Origin of the sequence: Paenibacillus segetis (assembly GCF_014639155.1) — a bacterium.
Taxonomy (GTDB): domain Bacteria; phylum Bacillota; class Bacilli; order Paenibacillales; family Paenibacillaceae; genus Fontibacillus; species Fontibacillus segetis.
The window spans coordinates 3,365,536-3,383,351 of record NZ_BMFT01000001.1 but is presented as its reverse complement, the minus strand read 5'-3'; the positions used below and the strand labels follow the sequence as shown (position 1 = coordinate 3,383,351).

The 17,816-nt window shown below is 43.4% G+C and carries 13 protein-coding genes; 11 read left to right on the top strand and 2 right to left on the bottom strand.

Going from position 1 to position 17,816, the window contains the following annotated elements; all coding sequences use genetic code 11:
* Positions 1 to 29 precede the first annotated feature (29 nt).
* Positions 30 to 884 carry an AraC family transcriptional regulator gene (locus IEW05_RS15865; protein WP_188540488.1) on the bottom strand — a complete coding sequence of 285 codons (855 nt, stop codon included), beginning with the start codon at positions 882 to 884 and terminating at the stop codon, positions 30 to 32.
* A 176-nt stretch (positions 885 to 1,060) separates the two neighbouring features.
* On the opposite strand from IEW05_RS15865, the gene IEW05_RS15860 reads away from it, so the two are divergent.
* From IEW05_RS15860 to IEW05_RS15810, 11 genes are all read left to right on the top strand, one after another.
* Positions 1,061 to 2,239: a galactokinase gene (locus IEW05_RS15860; protein WP_188540486.1), complete on the top strand. Its 1,179-nt coding sequence runs from the start codon at positions 1,061 to 1,063 to the stop codon at positions 2,237 to 2,239.
* Positions 2,240 to 2,241: 2 nt separating this feature from the next.
* Positions 2,242 to 3,231, top strand: a complete 990-nt coding sequence (gene galE, locus IEW05_RS15855; RefSeq protein WP_188540483.1) for a UDP-glucose 4-epimerase GalE — start codon at positions 2,242 to 2,244, stop codon at positions 3,229 to 3,231.
* 14 nt (positions 3,232 to 3,245) lie between these two features.
* On the top strand, positions 3,246 to 4,841 hold the full coding sequence (locus IEW05_RS15850; protein ID WP_188540481.1) for a UDP-glucose--hexose-1-phosphate uridylyltransferase: 1,596 nt from the start codon (positions 3,246 to 3,248) through the stop codon (positions 4,839 to 4,841).
* 161 nt (positions 4,842 to 5,002) lie between these two features.
* Complete coding sequence (locus tag IEW05_RS15845) at positions 5,003 to 6,166, top strand: iron-containing alcohol dehydrogenase (RefSeq protein WP_188540479.1); 1,164 nt, start codon at positions 5,003 to 5,005, stop codon at positions 6,164 to 6,166.
* 218 nt (positions 6,167 to 6,384) lie between these two features.
* Positions 6,385 to 6,927, top strand: coding sequence for an NfeD family membrane protein (locus tag IEW05_RS15840; RefSeq protein ID WP_188540477.1), 543 nt, complete (start codon positions 6,385 to 6,387; stop codon positions 6,925 to 6,927).
* Between the two features lie 15 nt (positions 6,928 to 6,942).
* A complete protein-coding gene (gene floT / locus IEW05_RS15835) occupies positions 6,943 to 8,502 on the top strand; it encodes a flotillin lipid rafts scaffold protein FloT (protein ID WP_188540902.1) in 1,560 nt (519 codons plus the stop codon).
* 195 nt (positions 8,503 to 8,697) lie between these two features.
* Positions 8,698 to 9,546 carry a glucose PTS transporter transcription antiterminator GlcT gene (gene glcT, locus IEW05_RS15830; protein ID WP_188540475.1) on the top strand — a complete coding sequence of 283 codons (849 nt, stop codon included), beginning with the start codon at positions 8,698 to 8,700 and terminating at the stop codon, positions 9,544 to 9,546.
* A gap of 226 nt (positions 9,547 to 9,772) precedes the next feature.
* A complete protein-coding gene (ptsG, locus tag IEW05_RS15825) occupies positions 9,773 to 11,836 on the top strand; it encodes a glucose-specific PTS transporter subunit IIBC (protein WP_188540473.1) in 2,064 nt (687 codons plus the stop codon).
* 141 nt (positions 11,837 to 11,977) lie between these two features.
* A complete protein-coding gene (locus tag IEW05_RS15820) occupies positions 11,978 to 12,253 on the top strand; it encodes an HPr family phosphocarrier protein (RefSeq protein ID WP_188540471.1) in 276 nt (91 codons plus the stop codon).
* Complete coding sequence (gene ptsP / locus IEW05_RS15815; protein WP_188540469.1) at positions 12,246 to 13,958, top strand: phosphoenolpyruvate--protein phosphotransferase; 1,713 nt, start codon at positions 12,246 to 12,248, stop codon at positions 13,956 to 13,958. The genes IEW05_RS15820 and ptsP overlap by 8 nt, the downstream gene beginning before the upstream one ends.
* A 177-nt stretch (positions 13,959 to 14,135) precedes the next feature.
* Positions 14,136 to 15,671, top strand: a complete 1,536-nt coding sequence (locus IEW05_RS15810) for a Ppx/GppA phosphatase family protein (protein WP_188540466.1) — start codon at positions 14,136 to 14,138, stop codon at positions 15,669 to 15,671.
* Here the strand turns inward: IEW05_RS15810 and ppk1 are convergent.
* Positions 15,631 to 17,721 (bottom strand): polyphosphate kinase 1, encoded by a 2,091-nt coding sequence (gene ppk1, locus IEW05_RS15805; RefSeq protein WP_188540464.1) that lies wholly within the window; start codon positions 17,719 to 17,721, stop codon positions 15,631 to 15,633. The genes IEW05_RS15810 and ppk1 overlap by 41 nt on opposite strands.
* Positions 17,722 to 17,816 lie beyond the last annotated feature (95 nt).

Sequence of the window (17,816 nt, the reverse complement as noted above, 5' to 3'; positions counted from 1 at the left end):
CAAAAGTATAGGATGGGGGCTGTTTGGGGTTATTTAGACTGACCAGTTACCGATCTCCTATATTGACTCGGTGATTCACCGTAGAATCGGTGGAATTGACGAGAGAAATAGAGCGGATCGGTTAAACCGACGGATGAGGCAATTTGCTCAATCGATAATTCTGGACGACCACGTAGAAGTTGGCGTGATTTATCGATACGCAGCTTAAGTAAGTACGTGACAGGGGTGATCCCTGTCTCTTTCTTGAAGATTCGGGATAAGTATGCGCGATTATATCCCAGACTCGTACACATTTGTTCAATCGAGACAGGATAAGCATATTGGCTGGAAATATAATGAATCATCTGCTTAACAATTCTCTGAACACCAGATTCTCCGGAGGGGAGAGGAGATTCTTTGACTAGCGTCTCCTTTGCCTCGGCCATAAGTTGGTAGAGATAACCGATGGAGAGCAGGTGGGAACTCGGCATACTGCCTCTAAAGGCTTGGAGAATGCCTTGAAGCAAATCTGGAATGTTGCTACTAGGATCGGCATGGAAAACAGGAAGCTGTGGTGTGAATCCTGCACGTCTTACGAGTTCGGCTGCTTGATCTCCTGTAAAGGCGATCCATCGGTACCGCCAAGGATCGATAGGATCGGAAGCATAACTAACCAGTTGCTCCGGATGTATAAGGAAGCAATCTCCTTTTGTTAATTTATAGACCGAGGATTCGTTAACAAATTGACCTCTGCCATTCTCTACAAAGTGTAATAGGAAATAGTCATACACTTTAGGACCTAATTTATGCTCGGTAGGAGTCTGACTCTCGCCCACGAATAGGACGTGCAGGTCTCCTGATTCATAGACTTCAGGGTTAGCAGCGGCATTATATGATTCATGCATGATGGGTTAGGCTCCTACTATCGTATTTGATAACACGCGCGTTGTTACAATTCTATTGTACGCTGACAAGTCACATTTATCCATATAGAACTCGCAAAGGTGCATTACCAAATTCCAGTGATAACTTTATACTGAGAACAAGAAGTTAAGATTCCATGATGATGGGGTGTAATTAAATGAAAAAGCTGGAAATGGAACAATTGTTTATATCACGTTATGGAGAAAATAATGAGTTTTTACGAATTTTTAATGCGCCTGGACGGGTTAATCTGATCGGCGAGCATATCGACTATAACGGTGGTTATGTATTGCCAGCCGCGCTCGAGTTCGGAACAACGTTAGCTATTCGGAAACGTGCAGATCGGAAAGTGACTTTTGCTTCTACTAATTTTCCTTATCGTGCAGAAATAAATCTAGATGAAATTGGTTCTAGCAAAATGGATGAATGGGTAGATTACCCGATTGGAGTCATTGTTGAACTGAACAAATTGGGTGTGAATTTGACCTCTGGTTACGACCTACTATTTCATGGAGAAATCCCAAATGGTGCTGGATTGTCTTCGTCGGCATCGATTGAAGTTGTTACAGCGTATGCGTTACTCTCGATGGAAGACAAGGAATGCAATACGGTTGAAATTGCCCGTTTATCTCAACGAGCTGAGAATATCTTTGTTGGTGTGAACAGTGGGATTATGGATCAATTTGCTGTAGCGAACGGGGCACAAGATCAAGCTATTCTATTGATGTGCGATACACTTGAATACGAACTGGTACCATTCCGGACCGGAGCATACAAAATTGTCATTGGTAATACGAACAAACGTAGAGGTTTGGTCGATTCCAAATATAATGAGCGTCGCGGGCAATGTGATGCGGCGTTGGAGATTCTGAAGCAAAGTGAACCGAGTCTGCAATACTTGGCTCACCTGAAGCCAGAGCGCTTTGAACAGCTGAAGAATACCATCGAAGATGAAATATTGGTTAGACGTGCTACGCATGTCGTAGAGGAGAACGCAAGGGTATTGGAGTCAGTAAAAGCATTGAGTGCTAACGATTTGCAGGCTTTTGGCCAATTGATGAATGCTTCTCATGATTCCCTGCGCGATTTATATGAAGTTAGCTGTATGGAACTTGATGTGATGGTAGAAGAAGCCCGTAAAATCGAAGGAACGCTAGGTGCTCGAATGACAGGAGCTGGCTTTGGTGGCTGTACGGTATCCCTTGTTCATGAGGATGCAGTAGAGCAATTTGTTCAAAATGTTGGTGAGGCTTACGAACAACGTACAGGATTGAATGGCGAATTTTATGTGTGTGGTGTAGGTAACGGAGTTCATGAGATGAAGGAGGACAAATAACCATGGCAATTCTAGTAACAGGTGGAGCAGGATACATTGGTTCCCATACCGTAGCAGAGCTACTTAGTAGAGGGAAAGAAGTCGTCGTGATTGATAACTTACAATCAGGGCATGCAGAATCATTGCTAGGTGGTAAATTGTATGAAGGCGATTTGCGTGATAAAGAATTACTAGCTAAATTGTTCGCAGAGAATGAGATTGAAGCGGTTATCCATTTTGCTGCAAATTCGCTGGTAGGCGAAAGTATGCAGAATCCTGTGAAATACTACGATAACAATGTCTACGGTACGCTTTGTCTATTGGAAGCTATGGATGCTGCCAATGTACGCAAAATTGTCTTCTCTTCCACAGCTGCTACGTATGGCGAACCGAAGAAAGTGCCAATTGAAGAAACGGATCTTACTCAGCCTACCAATGTGTATGGTGAAACCAAGTTAACTATGGAGCGGATGATGGCCTGGTTCGATCAAGTGCTTGGAATTAAATACGTAGCATTACGCTATTTTAATGCCGCTGGAGCTCATGCGGGTGGAAAGATCGGTGAAGATCATCGTCCAGAAAGCCATCTGATTCCGCTTATTTTACAAGCGGCATTAGGACAACGTCCTTCAATCCAAGTATTTGGTGATGATTACAATACACCGGACGGTACATGTGTCCGTGACTATATTCATGTTAGCGATCTTGCGGATGCTCATTTACTTGCCGTTGATCATTTGATCGGTGGCGGAGATAGTAATGTATTCAATTTAGGTAATGGTCAAGGCTTCTCAGTGAAAGAGGTTATCTCCAAGGTTCGTGAAGTGACAGGTAGAGATTTCCCAGTTGTTATCAGTCCGCGCCGAGCAGGTGATCCCGCTGTATTGATTGCTTCATCGGATAAAGCTAGAACAGTATTAGGTTGGAAGCCTAAACGAGATAAATTGGATGACATTATTCGCAGCGCGTGGGAATGGCACAACAATCATCCTAACGGTTATGGAGAAAATTAAGGGAGTGAACGATAGTGACAGCTAATGAGAATAACAAACTAGATGCACTGCTTGCGATAGAGCAGCTCGTTCATTATGCACTGGAACAAGGCCTAATTGATTGGTGGGATTTGGATTACTCACGTAATCTCCTGCTAGAGCTATTTGGTTCGGATGAACCTTTTATAGGTGAGATTGTAGATTTGGAGCCGCTAACTAGTCCACAGCAACCTCTTGAGGTATTGATTGATTATGGATTTGCGATAGGGCTTATTCCAGAAAATACAGATACTTACCGGGATTTACTTGATGCTCGCATTATGGGACTATTGACACCGCGACCTTCGGAGGTCATTGCGTCTTTTCAGAAGACGACAAATGAGAGGGGCATTCAAGCAGCAACAGATGCATTCTGTAAACTCTCTGTAGACAGCAATTATATTCGAATGGACCGGGTTGCTAATAATATCTATTGGAAACAGCCTACAGCTTATGGGGATATGGAGATAACCATTAACCTATCCAAACCGGAGAAGAGTCCCAAAGAGATTGCTATGGCGAAATTATTGCCCCCACCTGTATATCCAAAATGTCAATTGTGCCGGGAGAACGTTGGATATGCGGGGCGGATCAACCATCCAGCGCGTCAAAACTTACGGGTTATTCCACTTAAATTGAACGAGGAATCCTGGTTCTTCCAATATTCACCGTATGTCTACTATAACGAGCATTGCATTGTTTTTCACCACGATCACGTTCCTATGAAACTGACGAGAGATACATTCAAACGCCTACTAGACTTCACCACACAGTTTCCGCACTATTTTATCGGCTCCAATGCGGATTTACCTATCGTCGGTGGATCCATATTGACTCATGATCATTTTCAGGGTGGAAGACATACGTTCCCACTAGAGAAAGCACCTATTGAAGCTGTGTTCCAGCATGAACAATATGAGGGTGTTAAGGTAGGTATGGTGAACTGGCCAATGACGGTATTGCGTCTGAATGGGCATGATCCGGCCGTAGTGCTTGATGCTGCAGATGATCTGTATGAAAAGTGGAAAAAGTACAGTGATCCTGACGCGAATGTGCTTGCCTTTACACAGGATAATGATGTCTCTATCCCACATAATACGGTGACTCCAATTATGCGCCGAGATGCAAATGGTGGCTATGAAATGGACATCGTATTACGTAACAACCGGTGCGATGAACAGTATCCGGAAGGGATTTACCATCCTCATCGGGAAATGCATCATATTAAGAAAGAGAACATCGGCTTGATCGAAGTGATGGGGCTTGCAATCCTTCCAGGACGCCTTAAGGAAGAGTTAGCGGACATCGCTGGAATACTAAGCGGAGATGTGGAGTTGTACGAAGCAACAGTGTCTGAAGCTGGCTCACACCTGGACGTTCATCGTGATTGGATCAAAGAATTGGTGAACCGATTTGGTACATCTCTCCCTAAGGAAGAAGCCGAAGCTATATTGCGCAATGAAGTTGGCAATAAGTTCGCTGAAATCTTAGGACACGCAGGTGTGTTCAAAGTGACTGAATCTGGTCGAGCAGCTTTCCGCCGTTTCCTACACTCGGTTGGATATACAGAAAAGCAAAATGAAGTGAACTAATAAGAATACCTTCAGGCCCTCTATACGAGGTGAACCTGAAGGTATTTTTTCTAATTCGTATTTGGTTTGTTTCGTCTACTTGAACGAAGTATAATGAGGGAGATCATGATATTTATTAATATTGAAGTATAATACTGAATGATATAGGAGGTTTTTAGAGAATGAACAATTTCGAATTTTATAATCCGACAAAACTGATCTTCGGCAAAGGGAAGTTAGAGACGCTGAAGAGAGAAATTCCACGTTACGGAAGTAAGATACTTCTTGTCTACGGTGGAGGAAGCATCAAGCGTAGCGGTCTGTATGATAAAGTTATTACGATCCTTGGTGAGCTTGGAACGGAAGTCACAGAACTAGCCGGTGTGGAGCCAAATCCACGTTTATCAACGGTCCACAAAGGTGTGGAACTATGCAAAACAAATGGGATTGAGCTAATCCTTGCAGTTGGTGGTGGGAGCGTGCTTGACTGCTCGAAAGCCATTGCGGTAGGAGCTAAGTATGACGGAGATATGTGGGACTTTGCCGAACGTAAAGCAGTTCCTAAAGAGGCTCTTCCTCTCGGAACTGTACTAACAATGGCAGCGACAGGCTCTGAAATGAATGGGAATTCAGTTATTTCTAATGAGGTGACCGAGGAAAAATTAGGTTGGGGAAGTATCCTTGCTTATCCTGCCTTCTCTATTCTTGATCCTGAACATACGTTCACCCTTCCAAAGGATCAGACGGTGTATGGCATGGTCGATATCATGTCGCATGTCTTCGAGCACTATTTCCATAAAGAGAAGAATACGTTAGTTCAGGATGAATTTTGTGAGTCTGTTCTTCGTACTGTTATAGAAACGGCGCCAAAGCTAATCGCGGATCTAGAGAATTACGAACATCGTGAGACGATTCTACTTAGCGGGACGCTCGCTTTAAACGGTATTTTGAATATGGGGCTGAATGGCGACTGGGCAACACATAACATTGAACATGCTGTCTCAGCTGTGTACGACATTCCGCACGGTGGAGGTCTTGCCATCTTGTTCCCGAATTGGATGAGACACAATTTACATCACGACGTAGACAGATTTAAACGTCTGGCTATTCGTGTATTTGGTGTTGATCCAGCGGGTAAGAGTGATCTTGAGATTGCAGAAGCGGGAATTGATGCGCTTCGAGCATTCTGGAATTCTATCGGCGCTCCAAGCCGTCTTGCGGATTATGAGATTGATGATAGCAAGCTGGATATCATGGCCGAGAAAGCAGTTCGTTTTGGTCCATTTGGAAATTTTGCAACCTTGGACAAACAGGATGTACTAGAAATTTATCGAAAATCACTTTAAGAAAATTTAAATAGGCCTAGTGCCAAAAGTTGTATCAGAGCGACTCATGGGATAGATCGATATCCTATGAGTCGCTTTTAATTAGAATCGTTCCTGTTTTTATAGGGGAAATTAATCCTTAATTAAGCGGATCAAAAAGCTAAAAATCGAAAGTAAACGAAACAAGGAAATATTTGTTACGTATAATAGATATAGGCAGCCCGAAAGGGGGAAGTGATATGGAATCGTTGTTCTGGGGCTGTTTGGTTGGCGGTAGCCTATTCGCAGTGGTTAGCCTCGTATTAGGTGACTTGATTGGAAGTTGGATAGACGGGATTTTTGATGTAATCGCGGTTGATTTCTTTAAGCCGATTATTTCAGCTTCGGCTATCACGACATTCGGAGGAGCAGGTATTCTACTGTTCCGTTACACTAATTTGGGCGCTCCCATTATTTATGCGTTGGCTATCATCATAGCGCTGTTCCTGTCTATTCTCATTTATTTTCTTTATGTCAAGCCAATGGAGAATAGTGAGAACTCGACTGGTTACTCTGCAGCTGAGCTTCCCGGCAAACTCGGCGAGGTAACGGTGCCAATTCCAAGCCAAGGTTTTGGAGAAATTATGGTTAAGTTTGTAGCTGGCAACACCTTACATATTGCAGCCAGCTGGGATCACCGGGAAATTGCAGCCGGTACATTAGTTGTTGTAGTGGATGAGAAGGAAGGCATTGTGCAAGTTTCGGAGCTTTATGAAGAAGAACATAATAAGGAGATGGTGTGATTGTCGTTTACGGATATTCCTGATTTCTTGTTGATTCCCGTTATTGTCATTGTAGTTATTCTTATTTTTGGTCTAGCCTTCTGGGCTCGCTATAAAACGGTAAGCCCGGACGAGGCTATGATCGTCACTGGATCTTTTCTGGGAAATAAAAACATTTCCGATGATGAGTCAGGTCGTAAAATTAAGATCGTGCGTGGGGGCGGGGCGTTTATTTGGCCTATTTTCCAAAAAGCTGAGTTCATGTCGCTTCTTTCGCATAAATTAGACGTTATGACACCTGAGGTATATACGGAGCAAGGAGTTCCCGTATCGGCTGATGGAGTTGCAATCATCAAAGTAGGTGGCTCTGTTGAAGACGTCGCTACGGCTGCTGAGCAGTTTATGGGTAAACCGATCGAGTCGCTTAAGGGTGAAGCACAGGAAGTGCTTGAGGGTCATCTTCGTTCGATTCTTGGATCCATGACCGTAGAAGAAGTGTATCGTAACAGGGATAAGTTCGCTCAGGAAGTGCAAGGTGTTGCAGCACGGGATCTGAAGAAGATGGGACTACAGATCGTTTCCTTTACCATAAAAGACGTTCGCGACAAACACGGTTATTTGGAAGCACTTGGTAAGCCGCGAATTGCAGCAGTGAAGCGAGATGCTGAAATCGCTGAAGCGGATGCGGTAAGGGATTCACGGATTAAGAAGGCATTGGCTGAAGAGGAAGGACAAAAAGCTGAGTTGCTTCGTGATACGAACATAGCGGAAGCTTCCAAAGAGAAAGAACTTAAAGTGGCTTCATTTAAGAGAGATCAGGATACCGCGAAAGCCGAAGCAGACCAGGCTTATCATATTCAAGAGGCCCGTGCGAAGCAGACTGTGGTAGAAGAACAGATGAAGGTTGAATTGGTTCGTAAGGAACGGGAAATCGATTTGCAAGGTAAAGAAATTATGGTTCGTGAGAAACAATACGATGCAGAAGTGAAGAAGAAAGCTGACGCCGATCGTTATGCTGTCGAGCAAGCGGCAGAGGCGGATAAGGCACGTAAAATGCGGGAAGCGGATGCGCTACAATACTCAATAGAGACTCAAGCTCGAGCATCAGCGGAGCAGAAGCGGTTGGAAGGTATGGCTATTGCCGACGCAGAGCGGGCTAAAGGTACTGCAGACGCAGAAATTATCCGTTTACGAGGTCTTGCGGAGGCGGAAGCGAAAGAAAAATTGGCTGAAGCATTCCAAAAATTTGGTGAAGCCGCTATCCTTGATATTGTTGTCAAAATGCTTCCAGAGCTAGCTGGAAAAATTGCCGGTCCATTGTCGTCCATTGACAAGTTGACTGTAGTGGATACCGGTAAAGGCGAAGGAGCAGCCCGGGTGAGCAATTATGTGACGGAATTAATGGCTACAGCTCCTGAGATGCTGAAGAGTGTGTCAGGTATCGATTTGGAAAAACTCATTAACGGCTTAACTAAAGGTGGAAAGAATCTATCGACGCCTTCAGTTCCAATTGTAACATCTAAGAATGACCCTGTTGTTCTTGATAATGCTCCTATCATTATTGACAAAAAGGTGTCTAAGGATGAAAGTAATTAAATTTCCAACGATCGATTCTTGACATTTACTACCTACGCATGTAAATATTCATATTACGCTACGAGCGTCCCGCGACTTTTTGCGAGGCGCTTTTGTATTTTTTGTAATTTACTAGCAAGGAGTTGAAAGGTCGATTATAATGTTCGTAAGCGTAAGCTTTCTAGGAATTGACTTCGCAAGTAGAAGGGGGCAATTATGAGTAATAGCTTGCAAGTCGCTAAGGTGTTGAATAACAACGTCATCATTGCAAAGCATCCCCAGCATGACGAGGTAGTAGTCATTGGCAAAGGTATTGGATTCAACATGAAATCCAATGATTTTGTTCCACTTGAATCGGTAGAGAAGTTGTTTATTCTCAAGGATCAAAAGGAACAGGAACAGTATAAGCAACTTGTTCCTCACGTAGATGAGAAGTTAATTGAGGTCATCGGCGAAGTTATCACGTATATTTCCCGGAAAACTCAGACCGAACTGAATGAGCACATTCACATTGCCCTTACCGATCACCTCTCGTTTGCTCTCAAGAGAGCACAGCAAGATCTAGCTATTCACAACCCGTTTCTATTCGAGACGAAAGAAATCTATACTGTTGAATATGAGCTAGCTCAGTATGCTATTGATTTGATTCACAGAAAGATGGGCGTGGATTTGGGCGAGGATGAAGTCGGATTTGTTGCGCTTCATATTAACAGCGCGATGACCAACCGCCATATTAGCGAGGTAAGAGGGCAAGCAGAACTAATTGCTGACTTGGTTCGTATTGTTGAGGAAGAACTTCAATTTACAATTTTACGTAATTCATTGGATTATTCACGGCTCCTTACCCATTTGAGATTTGCGATCGAACGGGTGCGGCGTGGTGAGCGGGTTGGAGAAATCCACATGTTGGACACGTTGCTTCAACAAGAGTACCCATCTTTATATCAAATAGCTCGGAAGTTGACACAGGTAATGCAACAGCGCTTAAATAAGACAATATACCCTGCTGAAGTTAGCTATTTAACAATGCATCTTCACCGTGTAGCTCCTCCACATATACGATAAAACTGACTTGCGATTGATTGGCAGGTTTGCTATAATCTGAACCGATAACAACAATAAGATAATCACAATGTGTGACTGATTCGATCAGGCATGAGTTGATAAAAGTTTTTTGATTGTATTACCAGTCTGCTGGGTATTATAACCCTAGACAGGAAGTACAACAAAAACTTTATTGACTGGTGCCTTTTTTGTTGTTTGGGCATCTTAGATTACAGGAGGGTATTTTATGTTTAAGCGTCTGTTTGGTGTCTTACAAAGAGTTGGTAAGGCTCTGATGCTACCTGTGGCGTTGTTACCTGCAGCAGGATTACTTCTAGGGATAGGTAACATGTTGGTAAGTCCAGAATTTCTGGATTTAGTCCCGGTATTGGATAACCAAACTGTATCAGCTGTTGCTACTGTCATGATGAATGCAGGGCAAATTGTATTCACAAACCTAGCGTTGTTATTTGCTGTTGGTGTTGCGGTAGGTTTAGCAGGGGGAGAAGGGGTCGCTGGGCTCGCGGCCATTATCGGTTATCTTGTTATGAATGTAACTATGGGAACCGTTATTGGTGTCACACCAGCGATGATCGGTACAGATCCAGCTTATGCTGATGTACTTGGGATTCCGACACTTGCAACAGGGGTGTTTGGTGGTATTATCGTCGGGGTTTTGGCGGCGAGTATGTACAATCGTTTCTTTAAAATTGAATTACCTTCGTACCTTGGATTTTTTGCAGGAAAACGTTTTGTTCCGATTATGACCGCAGCGACATCCGTGTTACTTGGTCTATTGATGGTTATCATTTGGCCTCCGATACAGTCGGGATTAAATACAGTCTCGCACTTCATGCTAGAACAAAATCGGACCTTGTCCGCTTTGATATTCGGAATGGTGGAGCGTGCACTAATTCCGTTTGGTCTTCATCATATTTTCTACTCGCCTTTCTGGTACGAGTTTGGAGAATATGTGAACAAGGCGGGGCATTTAGTCCGTGGGGACCAACAAATATTTATGGCTCAACTCCGTGATGGTGTAGAATTTACAGCAGGCACATTTATGACCGGTAAGTTCCCGTTTATGATGTTCGGATTACCAGCAGCAGCGCTTGCTATCTACCATGAAGCAAGACCTGAGCATAAGAAATATGTTGCTGGTATAATGGGCTCAGCAGCATTAACTTCATTTTTAACAGGGATCACAGAACCACTTGAGTTCTCTTTCTTGTTTGTCGCACCTTTATTGTTCGCGGTACACTGTGTATTTGCAGGATTGTCCTTCATGACGATGCATATTCTACACGTCAAGATCGGCATGACCTTTTCAGGTGGGCTTATTGATTACTTGATTTTTGGTGTTATTCCGGGACGTACACCATGGTGGAACGTCATTATCGTAGGATTAATTCTCGCAGTGGTGTATTATTTTGGCTTCCGGTTTGTTATCCGTAAGTTTAACTTGAGGACACCAGGACGCGAGGAACCCGAAATTGAAGGAGACAAGGGAACAAACCAAGAGGGGGCGGTCACTAAAGATGAATTGCCGAACAACATTTTAATAGCACTTGGAGGAAAAGAGAACATTGCCCATCTAGATGCCTGCATTACTCGCCTGCGGGTAGAAGTGAGGGACAAAGGGAATGTTCGTAAGGATCAACTGAAAAAGCTGGGGGCATCAGGTGTCCTCGAAGTCGGGAATAATATCCAAGCGATATTTGGTACCCGTTCGGATACAATTAAAACGCAAATTGCCGATATAATAAGTGGTAGAACACCAGAAGCAGCGCCAGTATCTACCGTAGATAAGGCCGCGGTTGTGGAACAGGAAGCGGCACAAGATGGAGAGGCTATTATTAAAGAAGATATCGTCATGCCGGTAAACGGTGAGCTCATGGAGATTACCAAAGTTCCGGATCCCGTCTTCTCAGAGAAAATGACTGGGGATGGATTTGCAGTATTGCCACATGATGGAACGATATGTTCTCCGGTCTACGGCAAGGTATTTAACGTATTTCCGAGCAAACATGCGATCGGTATTATGTCTGATGGAGGCAAAGAAGTACTGGTGCATATTGGAGTAAATACGGTAAAGTTAAAGGGTCAGGGCTTCCATGTTCTAGTCAAGGAAGGCGATCTTATCGCGGCGGGTCAACCGATTATGGAAGTTGATTTGGCTTATGTGAAAGAGCACGCTCCATCTATAATCTCTCCAATTATTTTCTCTAATCTTCCAGAAGGTGCTGAGGTTAAGTTAAATAAATCGGGAGAGCTTGGGAGCGGTGAGGGTGATATCATCACTATTTCTTAAGGAGGGAACTAGAGAAAGCATCTAAATCTAAATCCCTGAATGATGGCGAGTATTAATAACGAATTATCGAGCAAGTTTGACTAGTCTTGATAGGTCGTTAAATAAGAAATATACCTATATAAAGAAAGCGAGAGAAAACAAATGGAAAAAATATTCAGAATTACTGATGAAGACGGAATTCATGCACGCCCTGCGACAGCGCTGGTTAATACAGCTAACAAATTTAAGGGAGTCGAATCTTTTGCAGAAGCAAACGGTAAAAAAGTGACTCTAAAATCAATTCTAGGTGTATTATCCCTAGGGTTGGAAAAAGGTGATTCCATTACACTGTCATCCGTTGGCGAGAATGCTGAGGAAGCTCTTCAGGCGCTTACAGATGTGATGGTTAAAGAAGGGCTAGGCGAAGTAAATGCTTAAGATAGATGGAATTGCTGCATCGCCAGGTGTAGCTATTGCTTCTGCCTTCAGATTGGAGGATCCAGATTTCACGGTGAACCGCCGTGAAGTCTTGGACCCGGAAGCCGAACTTATCCGGTTGGATGAAGCTCTAGCGAAATCAGAGAAAGAGCTTGAAGCGATTAAGGAACGTACGCTTCAAGAGCTTGGTGAGAAGAAAGCAGAAATATTTGAATCTCATTTGCTCATATTGAGTGACCCTGAACTACTTACACCGGTCCGTGATAAAATCTCCACTGAGAAGATTTGTGCAGAATATGCACTGAACGAAACCGCCCAAGAGTTCATTTCTATGTTCGAGAACATGAAGAGTGATTACCTTAAAGAACGTGCCGCAGACATGCGTGATGTAACGAAACGTGTATTAATTCATCTGCTAGAACTTACGTATGTGAATCCAACGGATATCGATCAAGAGGTTGTTGTCATTGCCGAGGATTTAACTCCATCGGATACAGCGCAATTAAACCGCAAATATGTAAAAGGATTTGCGACAAATATCGGAGGTAGAACCTCTCACTCAGCCATTATGGCTCGGTCATTGGAGATCCCTGCTGTTGTAGGAACCAAGGAAGTCATGAGCCAAGTGAAGAGTGGTGATCTGATTATTGTCGATGGATTGGATGGCACCGTTATAATTAATCCTACTCCAGACTTGGTAGAAGAGTATAAAGCAAAAAGAGAACAGCATTTACAGAAAATTGAGGAATGGAAGAAGCTTCGTGAAGTGCCGACTATTTCAACGGACGGTGTACATGTTGAACTTGCCGCGAACATTGGAACTCCAAATGATGTCACAGGGGTTCTAGAGAATGGTGGCGAAGGGGTAGGACTATACCGTACGGAGTTCTTATATATGGGACGTACTGAATTACCTTCGGAGGAAGTTCAATTTAATTCGTACAAAACAGTGCTTGAGAAAATGGATGGCAAACCTGTTGTCGTACGGACGCTCGACATCGGTGGCGATAAAGAGCTGTCATATCTCGAGATGCCAAAGGAAATGAATCCGTTTCTCGGTTTCCGTGCTGTTCGGCTATGTCTAGAACGCCAAGACATTTTCCGCACGCAGCTTCGTGCATTGCTTCGGGCGAGTGTATATGGAAATCTGCGCATTATGTTCCCGATGATCGCTACGCTTGATGAATTTAGGCAAGCAAAAGCTTTGCTATTGGAGGAGAAAGAGAAGTTGGTAAGCGAAGGAGTATCTGTCTCTGATACGATCCAACTTGGAATCATGGTTGAAATTCCTTCAACAGCTGTGCTCGCAGATCAATTTGCTAAAGAAGTCGATTTCTTCAGTATTGGTACAAATGATCTTATTCAATATACAATGGCTGCTGATCGCATGAACGAGCGGGTATCTTATTTGTATCAGCCTTATAATCCATCTATCCTACGCCTTGTTAAAATGGTTATTGACGCCGCTCATAAGGAAGGTCGCTGGGTAGGCATGTGTGGTGAAATGGCGGGCGATGCTACGGCTATTCCACTATTACTTGGCCTTGGCTTAGATGAATTTAGTATGAGTGCCACATCCATACTTCCAGCACGTTCTCAAATCTCCAAGTTGTCCAAAGGGGACATGGAGAATTTGGCGGCGCAGGCATTACAAATGAGTACGGCTCAGGAAGTTGTCCAATTGGTACGTAATATTAATGCATAATTTCCTTCGTGAAGCCTATCTTTATGGGCTGTAACATCTTTTACCAACGCTTATTTTGTTGACCGACACCGAGTGGTGTCGGTTTTTTTCTATTTTCTACTCTGTATAAGGTTTATTTTTTCATATAAGTGGGATAAAGTGATGGTATTACAATCTTAGATGACAAGGAGTCTTACAATGGAGAACAACCATACGACGATTGGAATCATGGACATTGGATCCAACTCCATAAGATTAGCCATTTATGAAGTAACACCGCGTGGGGATTACCGCTTGATTAATGAGAACAAGGAATCCGCACGTTTAAGTGAAAAGATAAAGCCAGACGGAAGGTTGGAAATAGGGGATATTGTCCAAATTGTACCTATACTCAGCCAGTTTCATCATATTTGCATCCAATACGAATGCAAGGAAATTCGTGTGGCTGCTACAGCAGCTATTCGAAACGCTACGAATTCACAAGAGATTGTCGATACGCTATATCAAGCTACCGGTCTGCAAATTGAGGTTTTGTCTGGGGAGAAAGAAGCTTATTACGGCTTCTTGGGCGTTGTTGGCGGGATCGAGGTTCAGGATGGATACATCATCGATATCGGCGGAGGAAGTACAGAAATAACATTATTCCGTAATCGCGAATGGATCTCTAGCGTGTCTTTACCGATCGGTGCTGTGAACTCACAATTGAAGTATGGGGGAAGTCCCGAATCTTGGTCAGACAGCGATATCGTTAAGCTTCAGGATGACATACATGACTTACTTTCTGAGCATCAGTGGATGAATAGTCATCCGGGGTTACCGTTAATCGGACTAGGAGGGAGTATCCGTGCTCTCGGTAAATTAGATCAGCGAAGAGCCAAATATCCTATGCCGATCGCTCATCATTATTTGCTTGAGAGAGAAAGCATACAACATTTTGCACAGTTGCTCCCCTCTTTATCTCTAACTAAGCGTAAGCGGATGGACGGGCTCTCCAAGTCCCGTGCTGACATCATTGTTCCAGGTGTAATCATTCTACATACGATTCTGCAGTATATTGACGCTTCCCTATGTCTCGTTAGTGGGACGGGTCTTAGAGAAGGTCTGCTACTAGAATCCTTGGAGCAAGGCCTGCCAGCAGCTGCACAGGTTCTACCTCGTCAGGTAAATTCGCTGCTTGCATTCCATTCAACGGTTCAACTAAGCCATTTGCACCAGGTTCATAGATTCGCTGAAATACTGTTGGAGTCATTATCACAGGATCATGATCCATTGGCGAGAAAACTTCTCTACGTAGCTTCTATGCTCTATAAAATAGGTAGTGGAGTCCGGTATCACCAATATGACAAACATACGTTGTATTGGCTAACCCACGCCCCGATTGCAGGTTTAACACATCGTGAAAATGTGATGTGTGCTTATATTGCTGGACGTTTGTCCGGGAATGGTAAGGGTGTTAATCTGGGGGAATATCGAAGTATACTTGAACCCACGGATCCTGAATTTATTGGGAGATTAGGTTCGTTACTTGAAATAGCAGTTGCATTAGATATAAGTGAGACACAGGTTGTGGAGCAGATGCATGCGGAGATTGGAGATGAGAAGCTTATGCTTACATTGAAATACCGCAGTCAAGCTCCTCTAGAGATGAAAGGGCTTGAATCTGCGGCAAGGAATTTTAAAAAAATATGGAAGTTTAGCTTAGATTGGAAGTTGGAATCTTCTTCCACTTGTTGATATCTAGAGCTGCAAACTGACTGCGGCAAGGTGGCAAGTCGTTTGTAACAGCTTCATATTTACCGTTCTGAACCAATCGCTTCGCTTTAACGTTGTCCGCTAATGAGAGCATCAGAATTTGAACGATAATGTCTCGTGTATCATTTTTGTACACGGGACACATGAGTTCAAGACGTCTTGTTAAGTTTCGTGTCATCCAATCCGCGCTTGATATCCAAACCTCAGGTTTACCACCGTTCTCAAAATAATAGATCCGAGAGTGCTCAAGGAAGCGGTCAACAATGCTTCGCACGGTGATCAACTCGCTCAACCCTTTAATTCCAGGGCGAAGACAGCAAACACCACGTATGATGAGGTCAATATTGACCCCTGCTTGTGAAGCTTCATATAATTCATCGATCATTTCCTGATTGGACAGGGAGTTCATTTTCGCGATGATCTTAGCAGGACGACCGGCTGCAGCATGTTCGGCTTCACGACGGATGAGTGCAAATAACTTGTCCTTCATGTCGGTTGGAGCTGGTGTTAGGGCCTGCCAACGATCTGCCGATGAATAACCTGTAATCAGGTTAAATAGTTCAGATGCATCCTCCCCGATTGCGGTATCTGTGGTGAATAACCCGATATCGGTATAAAGTTGTGCAGTAATATCGTTATAATTGCCAGTTCCTATATGAACATAACGCTTCAAATCCTGGCCTTCCTGACGGACAACGAGCAGAATTTTGGCATGAGTTTTAAGTCCTATTAATCCATATACAACATGACAACCAGCTTTCTCAAGTGTACGTGCCCATGCAATATTTCTTTCTTCATCGAACCTAGCTTTGAGCTCAACGACTACGGTCACTTGTTTACCCGACTCGGCAGCACTGGCGAGCGCTTTTATTAGTGGAGAATTTCCACTAACTCGATATAGGGTCATTTTGATTGCCATAACGGACGGGTCTTCGGAAGCTTGAATGATGAAATCCGTAACTGCATCAAAGCTTTCGTAAGGGTGATAGACTAGAACATCTTTTTTTGTGATAACCTCGAAAAAATTATCATTTTCTTCGAATTCAAGCGGATAGACGGGTTCAATCTGCGGATACCGTAGTTTTTGGTTTCCCTTAATTACGGATGAAAGTTTACTAAGGAAACTCAAATCTAGCGGCCCATCAATTTCAAACACAGAATCGGTCACTTCGAATTCTTCCTCTAGCATTTCTAGCGCATAAGGATGAATCCCCTTCTGAATCTCCAGCCGTACCGGAGCTCCCCAGCGGCGTTTCCGTAGTTCCTTTTCGATCTCCTCTAACAAGTCCTCTGCACCGTCTTCATCAATAGTTAGATCGGCATTACGTGTCAGTCGGAATTCATCTACAGCAAGTGGCGTATATCCACTAAACAACGATTGAATATGATGACGAATTAGTTCTTCAATGAGAATAAAAGATTGCTTCTTGCTGTTCATATGACGAGGTAAAGGAATACATCTTGAGAGATTCGATGGGATTTGTACAATGGCGAAATAAGGTTCCTCTTTGTCAGATGTAAATTCAGTACGTTTCAATACGACCGAAAGATACACAAATCCCGTATGAACCAATGGAAAAGGACGGCTTTGGTCTACGGCCATAGGAGTAAGGACGGGGAAAATAATATCGTGATAGTATTTTTCCATCGATTTACGCTGCGTTACATTAAGATCTTCATAATTTAGAAACATAATATTTTCTTTGCTAAGTTGTCTGGACAAATCTCGAAAAGTTCGATATTGCTCAGCAACCATTCCTGAAATACGCGAATTGAGACGCTTGTACAAACCAGCGGGCGTGTATCCAGTAAAATCTTTTTTGGTGTATCCTGCCCGGATCTGGTCCTGAATACCTGCTAAACGTACGCTTATAAATTCATCCAGATTACTTGAAACAATGGACAAAAATTTGGCTCGCTCTAGTAGTGGTGTACTGGGGTCTTTAGCTTCTTGCAGAACACGTCTATTAAACTCGACCCAACTTAAATCCCGATTCAAATATCGAGAGCCGTTCATTTCCATTAACGTCATTCTTGACGACCTCCGATGTTATTGATCAAAAATCGTAGTAAATCCAATCACTATTATTTTACTCTTTTCCTTTCGTGAAAAATAATGAAAATTGT